Source organism: Streptomyces pathocidini (assembly GCF_001418495.1).
GTDB classification, from domain to species: Bacteria; Actinomycetota; Actinomycetes; order Streptomycetales; family Streptomycetaceae; genus Streptomyces; species Streptomyces pathocidini.
The window spans coordinates 1-10324 of sequence record NZ_LIQY01000134.1 but is presented as its reverse complement, the minus strand read 5'-3'; the positions used below and the strand labels follow the sequence as shown (position 1 = coordinate 10324).

Annotated in this window: 7 protein-coding genes and 1 pseudogene; 7 read left to right on the top strand and 1 reads right to left on the bottom strand. The window is 72.5% G+C overall.

From position 1 onward, the window contains the following. Positions 1 to 816: pseudogene (locus tag AOK16_RS08385) on the bottom strand (hypothetical protein); the annotation flags it as partial. A 346-nt stretch (positions 817 to 1162) separates the two neighbouring features. Between AOK16_RS08385 and AOK16_RS08380 the strand changes: the two are divergent. The 7 genes from AOK16_RS08380 to AOK16_RS08350 form a co-directional block, all read left to right on the top strand. Continuing rightward, positions 1163 to 1915 (top strand): PP2C family protein-serine/threonine phosphatase (locus tag AOK16_RS08380; protein ID WP_240483453.1); only part of this gene is annotated, 753 nt, incomplete at its 5' end. Positions 1916 to 2038: 123 nt separating this feature from the next. Further along, positions 2039 to 2278: a DUF1059 domain-containing protein gene (locus AOK16_RS08375; RefSeq protein ID WP_055471604.1), complete on the top strand. Its 240-nt coding sequence runs from the start codon at positions 2039 to 2041 to the stop codon at positions 2276 to 2278. Between the two features lie 585 nt (positions 2279 to 2863). After that, positions 2864 to 4012 carry a magnesium and cobalt transport protein CorA gene (locus AOK16_RS08370; RefSeq protein WP_055471603.1) on the top strand — a complete coding sequence of 383 codons (1149 nt, stop codon included), beginning with the start codon at positions 2864 to 2866 and terminating at the stop codon, positions 4010 to 4012. A 290-nt stretch (positions 4013 to 4302) separates the two neighbouring features. Next, positions 4303 to 4734 (top strand): DUF6153 family protein, encoded by a 432-nt coding sequence (locus AOK16_RS08365; protein ID WP_079101185.1) that lies wholly within the window; start codon positions 4303 to 4305, stop codon positions 4732 to 4734. Positions 4735 to 4855: 121 nt separating this feature from the next. Continuing rightward, positions 4856 to 5494 carry a DUF305 domain-containing protein gene (locus AOK16_RS08360; RefSeq protein WP_055471601.1) on the top strand — a complete coding sequence of 213 codons (639 nt, stop codon included), beginning with the start codon at positions 4856 to 4858 and terminating at the stop codon, positions 5492 to 5494. Between the two features lie 680 nt (positions 5495 to 6174). Next, the gene (locus tag AOK16_RS08355; RefSeq protein ID WP_205627649.1) at positions 6175 to 8064 is read left to right on the top strand and encodes an APC family permease; all 1890 of its coding nucleotides are present in this window, start codon (positions 6175 to 6177) and stop codon (positions 8062 to 8064) included. Between the two features lie 13 nt (positions 8065 to 8077). Next, positions 8078 to 10288 carry an MMPL family transporter gene (locus AOK16_RS08350; RefSeq protein ID WP_079101184.1) on the top strand — a complete coding sequence of 737 codons (2211 nt, stop codon included), beginning with the start codon at positions 8078 to 8080 and terminating at the stop codon, positions 10286 to 10288. The last annotated feature ends 36 nt before the right edge of the window (positions 10289 to 10324 follow it).

The following is a 10324-nucleotide window of genomic DNA, read 5'->3' as shown; positions in this document are numbered from 1 at the left end:
GCCGTGGATGTCCAGCGCGAGGATGCCCTCCGGCAGCCGCTCCACCATCCGCTCGGTGGCGTCCGGGGTGCCTGGGGAGGGGCTCGCCGCGTTGCGAATCAGCGGCTCGGAGCCGCGCCCGGACGGCAGCGGGTGCAGCGGGTGGCCCTCGGCGGCGGCCCGCTCCAGCTCGACGGCCAGGCCGTCCACGAGGTCCCGCACCCCGTCGGCCAGTTCGCGGGGTACGCGGGCGGGGCGCGCGCCGGGCCACAGCAGGAACACCGCCCCGTACGCCACGCCCCCGCCCACGACCGGGGCGGCGGCGAGGGCGAAGTCGTACGGGGCGGCGAGGGCGATGCGCGGGTGGTGGCGCATCATCGCCTCCTCGCTGTTCACCCACACGAACGTGTTGTCGCGGACCGCGACCGCGACGGGGATGGGCGCGGGGAGGGCCACGCGCTCCCAGGGGCCGATGAACTCGCGCGGCATCCCGACCATGACGGCGAGTTCGAGCACGTCCTCGCCGGGGTCGAGTACATAGAGCGCGCCGACGTGTGCCCCGAGCGCGGACAGCGCCCGGTCCATCGCGTCGGCGGCGCGTTCCAGGCCGGTGGGTACTGCGGGAGCTGCGGGGCGCTCGGGGTGGGGCGGGGCGTTCGGCGGGCCGTTCGGTGGGCCGTTGTCCAGCGAGTCGGCAACCGGCGGGTCGGCGTTCGGCAGGTTGGCGGTCGGCAGACCGGCGTCCGGATCCGGGCCGCTGGGTTCGCCCCGGCCGTCGTCGTCCGCAGCGCCCGGGCCGTCGTCCCAGCCGACGGACGGGCGGTCCGCGCCGTCCATATGGGGAGATTACGCCCGGGAATGTCCGGAAGCACATCTGTCGAGGCCAGGCCCGGGCGAGCGGGTGTACCCGTCACGCGGCTGTGGCGTCGCGCGGCCGTGGGGCCGGAGCCCTGCCTCGGTCCTCGGCGACCCCCGTCCGGTGAGGTCCGTGGTCAGGCGGCCGTGCGCGGATCGTGGTCCGGCGCCTCTCCCCGGTCTGGTCGAGATCCTGCCCGCGTGCGGCGGCCAGGCCGTCGCCATGCTGACCGTGCAGGGCAAGCGGCTGCGCGTGGTCGGGCACCGCGGCTATCCACCCGGCGTGATCGCCCGCTACGACGACAGCCCGACCCTGTCCTTCACGCNNGCCCAGGCCCTGGACCGGGCGCGGCTCTACGACGTGAAGCTGGCGCTCGCCCACGGCCTCCAGGAGGGGCTGCTGCCGCAGGCCCTGCCCGCCGTACCCGGCCTGGAGACCGCCGCCCGCTACCTGCCCGGCACCGAAGGGCTGGACATCGGCGGCGACTTCTACGACCTGATCCGGCTGCGCAGCGATACCGCGGCCGCCGTGATCGGCGACGTGCAGGGGCACAACGTGACGGCGGCGGCGCTGATGGGGCAGATCCGCACCGCCGTGCACGCCTTCGCAACCTCCGACCCCGACCCGGGCCAGATCCTGGCCAGCACCAACCGGCTGCTGGCCGATCTCGACCCCGGCCTGTTCGCCAGCTGCGCCTGCCTGCGGCTGGACCCGCGCCACGGCGTCGCCTGCCTGGCCAGCGCCGGGCACCCGCCACCGCTGGCGCGCATGCCCGACGGCGAGGTGCGCCAACTGGCCACGCCCGGTGGGCTGCTGCTGGGGGTGGCGCCGGACGGCGAGTACCCGCAGGCCGAGTCCCCGCTGCCGCCCGGCACCACCATCGCGCTCTACACCGACGGGCTGGTGGAGTCGCCCGGCGTGGACTACGACAAGGCGGTGGCCGACGTGTCCACCGAGCTGTCGCAGGGCGGGATCCTGCCGCTGGAGAACCTCGCGGACCTGCTCGTACGCCGCGCCCACACCGCCAGCCACCGCACCGACGACATCGCCCTGCTGCTGCTCCGCTCGACACGGCGGTGACGGCGGGTGACGGCTGGGGACGACAGGGAACGGCAGAGGACGGCAGAGGACGGCAGGGGACGGAGATTCGCGGCGTCTCGTACGGGTTTAGCCTGGTAGAGGAGTCGACTCCAGGAGGTCGTGATGACACGCAAAGTCGCCGACTGCCGCAGGTTCCCCAGCGAGAGCCATTGCACGCTGGCCATCTCCGGTGAGGAGGAAGAGGTCGTCCGCGCCGCCGCGGAGCACGCGGTCTCGGTCCACCAGCACACGGACAGCCCGGAGTTGCGGCAGCAGATCCGCGAGCTGCTGGAGGACGAACGCATCCCAGCGGTGCCCACGGCCGGGCCGCCACCCCCCGAGGGCGAGATCTTCGACCTCTGAGCACAGCCCGAATCCCCCTGCGGCAAGGGCTCGTTGAGCCAACACGGGCCGTGGTTCCGGCCGGCTCGACTCCCCCGGCTACCGCTGAGTGGGGGTGCCCCCGGCGGTAGCCGGGGGAGTGCCCCTATCCGGGGCCACGCCATTCCGGTTGCTCGCCGCGGCGGCAGGAACCTGGCGGACGCGTCCCCAGACCCCGTCGGCAACTGCCCCTGCGGGTGCCGCCCGGGCAACCCCTGCGGGTGCCGCCCGGGCAATGAGGGTCTGGGGGACGAAGTCCCCCAGGAATCTGCCGCCGCCGCGGCGAGTCACCACGACGGTGGAGCCCGGATGGGGGCACCACCCAGCGGTAGCTGGGGGAGCCGAACCCGGCGCAACCAGGACTCCGAAATCACCGGCGGCAGCGCCCCCGTCCCGGGGCTACCCTGGCAGGACGCGCGCGGCACGGCACCGGCGCGGGACGTACGGGAGGTGATCGCCATGAGTGGTGGTGGCAGTCGACCTCCCAGTCCCTGCCCCGGTTAGCCCCGGCCCCCCAACGGGCCGGTCGGCCCGTACCTCCTCCTGGAAGGGGGCCCGCCCGTGTCCATGTCCGACTGGCGTTCCCGCGCGCTCCGCCCGTACAAGCGCACCGCGCCCCACCGCCGTACGGAGCCGGTCCCCGAGCACGCGCTGGAGCCGGGCCCGAGGGAGCCCGCGCCGCCGCCCGCTCCCGAGTCGAGCGTCGTGGACGCGGCCGTCTACCGCGACGGCCGCCGCGTCAGCACCCCCGCCACCCTCGCCGAGGCGTACAAGCGGCTGCCCGACGCGCCCGACGCGATGGCCTGGATCGGCATGTACCGGCCGTCCGAGGAGCAGCTGCTCGCCGCCGCCGAGGTGTTCGGGCTGCACGAACTCGCCGTCGAGGACGCCATCGTCGCCCACCAGCGCCCCAAGCTGGAGCGCTACGGCGACACCCTGTTCGTCGTACTGCGCGCCGCCCGCTACCGGGACGAGACCGAGGAGGTCGACTTCGGCGAGCTGCACGTCTTCGTCAACCCCGACTTCGTCCTCACCGTCCGCCACAGCGAGGCCCCGGACCTGGCCGCGGTGCGCCACCGCATGGAGCAGGACCCCGAACTGCTGCGCCTGGGCACCGAGGCGGTCCTCTACGCGATCATGGATGCGGTCGTGGACGGCTACGCCCCGGTCGTCGCCGGTCTGCAGAACGACATCGACGAGATCGAGACCGAGGTCTTCGGCGGCGACCCCAAGGTCTCCCGCCGCATCTACGAGCTGTCCCGCGAGGTCGTGGAGTTCCAGCGGGCCACTCGGCCGCTGCGGCGCATGCTGCAGGACCTGTCGGCCGGGTTCCAGAAGTACCGCACGGACGAGGAACTCCAGCGCTATCTGCGCGACGTGGACGACCACGCCACGACCGTCGTCGAGCGCGTCGACGGCTTCCGGCAGATGCTCGCCGACATCCTCGCCGTCAACGGCACCCTGGTCACCCAGCAGCAGAACGCCGAGATGAAGCTGCTCGCCGAGGCGGGCCACGCCCAGAACGAGGAGATCAAGAAGATCTCCTCGTGGGCCGCCATCCTCTTCGCCCCGACCCTCGTCGGCACGATCTACGGCATGAACTTCGACGCAATGCCCGAACTCCACTGGGCATTCGGCTACCCCTTCGCCATCCTCCTCATGGCCGTCGTCTGCGTCAGCCTGTACCTGATCTTCAAACACCGCGACTGGCTCTGAACGGCGAGCGGGCGCCCGGCGCGAGCGGAGTCGACCTGCTGGTCAGCCGTCTGTGCGTTCCTGCCCGCCATCCTTGAAAACCCGCGGTGCCGAGGCTGCTGCGACTGGTCTCCACGCTCCGCGCTGGTGAGCTCGCCCGCCGACCGGCCTGTGGGGTTGCTCGCTGTTGTGGCGAAGCTTGCGGGGCTTAGCCCTCAGACCCCCAGGTGGCGGGGGCAGGGGCGCCGTCTCCGGATCTCCACGGCCCGGCCCCGGGTTACAGTCGTGAGGTGAGTGTGCGGCGGAGTCGGATGGCAGTGGGTGTCCTGGGGCACCTGCTGTTCGTCGTCGTGCTCGCGTTCTCCGTGTTCGCGATGCATACGCTCGGGCATCCCGAGGAGTCCGGTGGGCACGGCGGCGGCGTCGCCGCCTCGCATGCCGACGGCCCCGCGCCGGACATGGCGCATGGGGTCGCCGCGGCCGTGGCGGAAGCCGTGGCCGATCATGCTCACGTGCCCGTCGGCGACATGCCGGGGCACGGGATGGATCCCGCATCCGTCTGTGTCGCCGTGCTCGGGGCGCTGCTGCTGGTCGCGCTCGTGCGGCGGGTACTGCTGGCCCGGCGGCGGGCCTGGCGTACGCGTACGGGCCTTGCCGACCTCACCGCCGTATGCCGGCCCAACGCGCCGCCCCCGCGCGGGCCCACACCCACCCTCGCCCAACTGTCCGTGCTGCGGATCTAGACCGACGGCCGACCGGCCGCCGCGGTGCGCTTCCGCGCGCCCGCTCGCTCGCGGCCGAACGAGCAGTCCAGCAATCCGTTCTTTCCGCAGCATTCAGACAGCACACGAGGTGAACTCACCCATGCACGCCTTCACACGTACCCGTATCGCCGCCGTCGGCGCGGTCTCCGCCGGGATCCTGCTCCTCGCCGCCTGCGGCGGCAGCGACTCCGACTCCGGTTCCGGCTCCACGCACGACGGCCACGACGCGTCCGCGTCCGCCTCCGCCCCTGCGGAGAGCCCCGCCTTCAACGACGCCGACGTGACCTTCGCGCAGGGGATGATCCCCCACCACCAGCAGGCCGTCGAGATGGCCGAACTGGCCGAAGGACGCGCCTCCGACCAGGAGATCAAGGACCTGGCCCAGCGGATCAAGGGCGCCCAGGACCCCGAGATCCAGACCCTGAAGGGGTGGCTCAAGGACTGGGGCAAGCCCGAGTCCTCGGGCTCCGGTCACGACCACGGCAGCGGCCACGACATGGGCTCCGGCTCCGGGATGATGTCCGACGCCGACATGGCCGAACTCGAAGACGCCAAGGGCGCCGCCTTCGACCGCGCCTTCGCCCGCCTGATGGTCGAGCACCACGACGGCGCCATCGCGATGGCCGAGGACGAGCGCCGCACCGGCCGCAACGCGGACGCGAAGCAGCTCGCCGCAGAGATCATCAAGGCCCAGTCGACCGAGGTCGCCCAGCTGAAGAAGATCCTCGACCGGATCTGATCCGGATCTGATCCGGACCGGTGGATGGGCACCATCCGCCGGATCGGCACCATCTGCCCGGCGGGCGTCACCACCCGACGCCCGCCGGGCTCCGGTGCCCGCTGGGCCTCCGTGCTCGTCGGCCTCCCGCGTCCGCCCGGCATGTCTGTCTGCTGGGACCCGGCCCGCCCACCGGGCCTATGTGCTCGTTGGGATCCCGTGCCCGCGGACGCTCCGCGGGGGCCGGGCGGCCCGGCGGTGCTGCCCGCGCGTGCCGGCCCGTCGGCCCCGCCGGAAAGGTTCCACGGGTTTGGCCGTCAGTCGCGTACGTCCCGTTGCTGCACTTCCCGTCTGGCGCCGGAGTCCCCAGACCGCCCCGCCGCGACGGCCGCAACCACCACGGCACGCCCCAGCAGCTCCGAACCCCCACAGCCGCGCCGCACAAAACCTCCCGGCTGGGGTCTGGGGACGGAGTCCCCAGGGCAGTCCCGCCGCGGCGGCGGGCAACCACCACGGCGTGGTCCGGCGGTGCCGAACCACCGCAGCCGCGCCGGCCCGCTCCCCGGCGCGCTGGTCGCGCCCGACGCGCCGCCATTCGGGTGCGTGGCGGAGGTGGCGCCAAGGCGCCGTACTTACGCTCCGGAAGTGTGAGCGCGCTGCGCAAGAGGTTCGTGCTGGGGCGCCCTCTGCGGACGACGCAGATGGGCCAGACGCTGCTGCCCAAGCGCCTGGCCCTGCCGATCTTCTGCAGCGACCCGCTCTCGTCCGTCGCGTACGCCACCGAGGAGATCCTGCTGATCCTCGCGCTCGGCGGCATCGCCCTGCTGCACCTCGCCTGGTACGTCGCCGCGGCGATCGTGCTGCTGCTGGTCGTGGTGGTGGCCTCGTACCGGCAGACCTGCCACGCGTACCCCAACGGGGGCGGCGCGTACGTCGTCAGCTCCGAGAACCTCGGGCAGGGCGCCGCGCTGACCGCCGCCAGCGCGCTGCTGGTGGACTACGTGCTCACCGTCGCCGTCTCCGTCGTGGCCGGGGTCGCCGCCATCACCTCGGCCGCACCCACCCTGGCCGACCACGCCGTCGGCATGTCCGTGGGTTTCGTCTGCCTGCTGACGCTGATGAACCTGCGCGGCGTGCGCGAGTCGGGAAAGGCGTTCGCGTTCCCCACCTACGGGTTCGTGCTCGGCATCTATCTCATGTTCGCGTTCGCCGCCGTCCGCATGGCCACCGGCTCCACCATCCGCGCCGAGTCCGCCGACCTCCCCCTGCACGCCACCGGCGACTACGCGGGCATCGCCGTGCTGCTGCTCGCGCTGCGCGCCTTCGCCTCCGGCTGCACCGCGCTGACCGGCGTGGAGGCGATCAGCAACGGGGTGCCCGCGTTCACCCGCCCCAAGTCCCGCAACGCCGCGACCACCCTGGCGATGATGGGGCTGCTGTCGGTGTCGATGTTCGCCGGCATCACGGTCCTCGCCATGGTCTACCGGGTGCACGTCGCCGGCGACCCGACCGAACTCGGCCTGCCCGTCGGCGCCGCCGAGCCCACCGCGCTCGCGCAGATCGCCAAGGCCTCCTTCGGCGGGGCCGCCCCGCTCTTCTACTACGTGCAGGCGGCCACCGCCGCGATCCTGATCCTGGCCGCCAACACCGCCTTCAACGGCTTCCCGATGCTGGCCTCGATCCTGGCCCAGGACCGCTATCTGCCGCGCCAGTTGCACCACCGCGGCGACCGGCTCGTCTTCTCCAACGGCATCGTCCTGCTGGCCCTGGCCGCCATCGGGCTGATCATCGTGTTCGACGCGAAGGTGACCGCGATCATCCAGCTCTACATCGTCGGCGTCTTCGTCTCCTTCACCCTCTCCCAGGCCGGCATGGTCCGGCACTGGCAGCGGGAGCTTGCGCGGACCGGCGAGAGAGCCCGGCGACTGCGCATGCGCCGCTCGCAGGCGATCAACGCCATCGGCGCGACGTTCACCGGGATCGTCCTGGTCATCGTGCTGATCACCAAGTTCACGCACGGCGCGTACATCGTCGTCATCGCGATGCCGCTGCTCTTCCTCGCCATGAAGGCCGTGCGCCGCCACTACGACACGGTGGCCCGGGAGTTGGAGGTCCTGCCGTACGCCCGCCCGGAGCCGCCGTCGAACAACCGGGCCGTGGTGCTCGTGTCGAGGATCCACGCGCCGACGCTGCGGGCCGTCGGCTACGCGCGGTCCATCCACGCCGAGAGCGTCGAGGCGCTCACCGTCCAGATCGACCCCGAGGAGACGCGGGCGCTGCGCCGGGAGTGGGAGGCCCACGAGATGGGCGTGCCCCTGGTCGTCCTGGACTCCCCGTACCGGGAGATCTCCCGCCCGGTCATCGACTACGTCCGCTCCCTCCACCGCGAGAGCCCCCGGGACGTCGTCACGGTCTTCGTGCCGGAGTACGTGATGGGCAGCTGGTGGGAGCAACTGCTGCACAACCAGAGCGCGTTGCGGCTCAAGACCCGGCTGCTGTTCACCCCGGGCGTCATGGTCACCAGCGTCCCCTACCTGCTGCGGTCCGCACGCGAGCAGGCGGGGGCCGAGCCCCGGGGCGCCGGGGAGTAGAGGAGCTCAGGACATGGGCAAGAAGGGACCCCGCGAACCCCGCAAGGGGCCGATGCGGGCGCTCGGGGAATGGTGCGCGCGCCACTTCGTGGTGGTGATCGTGGCGTGGCTGGCCGCGCTCGGCGGGCTGCACGTGGCGCAGAACGCGTGGGGCGGCACGTACTCCGACAACTTCACGCTGCCCGGCACCCAGTCCGACACCGGCTCCGAGGTCCTGAAGGAGCACGCCCCGGGCATCGCGGGCCAGAGTTCGACGGTCGTCCTGCACGACAGCCGCCGACCGCTCACCGCCGACCGTCCGCAGATCGACCAGGCCGTCGCCGCCCTGTCGAAGCTGCCGCACGTGACGTCCGTGCAGAACCCGCTGACCTCGGGCCCGGTCTCGAAGGACGGCAGGATCGCGTACATCACGGTGCGGTTCGACACCAACCCCAACTCCCTGGAGAAGTCCTACCTCGACCAGGTCGACACCGCCGTCCGGCCGCTGCGCTCGGCCGGGGTGCAGGTCGAGTACGGGGGCTCGCTGGGCGAGTTGGACCGGCCCGAGCCCAACGACCTGCTGAGCGAGGCCATCGGCTTCGGCGTGGCGGTCGTGGTGCTGCTGATCGGGTTCGGCAGTGTGCTGGCGGCCGGAATCCCGCTGGTCACCGCCCTGTTGAGCGTGATCGTCGGGGTCAGCGTGCTGGGTCTGGTCGCCGCCGCGTTCACCTTCGCCAGCGTCTCGCCGACCCTGGCGACGATGATCGGCCTCGGGGTGGGCATCGACTACGCGCTGTTCCTGCTGACCCGCCACCGGCAGCAGCTCATGGACGGCGCCGACCCGGTGGCGAGCGCCGGACGCGCGGTGGCCACCAGCGGGCACGCGGTGGTGGTCTCCGGCTGCACGGTCATCGTCGCGCTCGTCGGGCTGAACGCCTCCGGGGTCAGCTTCATCGGCAAGCTCGGGGCCGCCGCCGCGATCACGGTGATCACCGCCGTGCTCGGCGCGCTGACGCTCGTACCGGCCCTGCTGGGGCTCGCCGGGCGCCGGATCGACCGGCTGCGGGTGCGCAGGCCGATCGCCGAGCGCGGGGAGACCGGCGCCGGGGGCGAGGCGGTGGGCGGCTGGCACCGGTACGCGCAGCGGGTCGAGCACCACCCCTGGTGGTTCCTCGCGGGCGGGCTCGCGGTCCTCGCGGTGCTGTCGATCCCGCTGTTCTCGATGCAGCTCGGGCACATCGACGACGGCGCCGACCCCAAGAGCTTCACCGACCGCACGGCGTACGACCTGATCAGCGAGGGGTTCGGAGTCGGCAGCAACGGGCCGCTGACCGTCGTCGTCGACCAGGCGAAGGTGCCGGACGCGGACCGGGCGGCGCTCGCGTCGAAGGTCCAGAAGTCGCTGACGGGGCTGGACGGCGCGGCGAGCGCGAGCCCGCCGAAGCCCGCGGGCGACGGGAACGTGCTGATCTCCACCGTCATCCCGGCCCAGGCCCCGCAGGACGCGGCCACCACCGACCTGGTCAACCACCTCGCCGACGACGTCCTGCCGAAGGCCGTCTCCGGCACGGGCGCCGAGACCTACGTGACGGGCACGACCGCCGGGCAGGTCGACTTCCGCGACATCCTCGCCGACCGGCTCGCGCTGATCATCGCCGTCGTGGTCGGCCTCGCGTTCGTCATCATCCTGATCGTCTTCCGCGGCGTGCTGGTCGCGGTGAAGGCCGCCGTCCTCAACCTCCTGTCGATCGCGGCCTCCTACGGCGTGGTGGTCGCGGTCTTCCAGTGGGGCTGGGGCGGGCCCGCGCTCGGCGTCTCGGGGAAGGTGCCGATCGAGAGCTACGTGCCGATGATGATGTTCGCCATCGTCTTCGGGCTGAGCATGGACTACGAGGTCTTCCTGCTGTCGCGGGTGCACGAGGCGTGGGAGCGGACCCGCGACAGCCGCGGCAGCGTCGCGCACGCGCTGGAGATCACGGCGCGGGTCATCACCTGCGCGGCGCTGATCATGGTGAGCGTGTTCGCGGCGTTCATCCTGAGCACCAACATCGTGGTGAAGATGCTGGGCCTCGGCCTCGCGTTCAGCGTCCTGATCGACGCGACGGTGGTGCGGCTGCTGCTGGTCCCGGCGGTGATGACCCTCCTGGGCCGCGCCGCGTGGTGGACCCCCCACTGGCTGGACCGCCTCCTACCCCACGTCTCCGCGGAGGGCTCCGCGGAGAGCTCCGCGAAGGACGCCCGTTAGACACCTCGTCCGCCCGCGGCGAGCACTCCCCAACTC

Excerpts from the sequence above, each read along its gene's own strand:
- AOK16_RS08375 (WP_055471604.1), top strand. The coding sequence starts at position 2,039 with ATGACACGCAAAGTCGCCGACTGCCGCAGGTTCCCCAGCGAGAGCCAT.
- AOK16_RS08370 (WP_055471603.1), top strand. The coding sequence starts at position 2,864 with ATGTCCGACTGGCGTTCCCGCGCGCTCCGCCCGTACAAGCGCACCGCG.
- AOK16_RS08365 (WP_079101185.1), top strand. The coding sequence starts at position 4,303 with ATGGCAGTGGGTGTCCTGGGGCACCTGCTGTTCGTCGTCGTGCTCGCG.
- AOK16_RS08360 (WP_055471601.1), top strand. The coding sequence starts at position 4,856 with ATGCACGCCTTCACACGTACCCGTATCGCCGCCGTCGGCGCGGTCTCC.
- AOK16_RS08355 (WP_205627649.1), top strand. The coding sequence starts at position 6,175 with ATGGGCCAGACGCTGCTGCCCAAGCGCCTGGCCCTGCCGATCTTCTGC.
- AOK16_RS08350 (WP_079101184.1), top strand. The coding sequence starts at position 8,078 with ATGGGCAAGAAGGGACCCCGCGAACCCCGCAAGGGGCCGATGCGGGCG.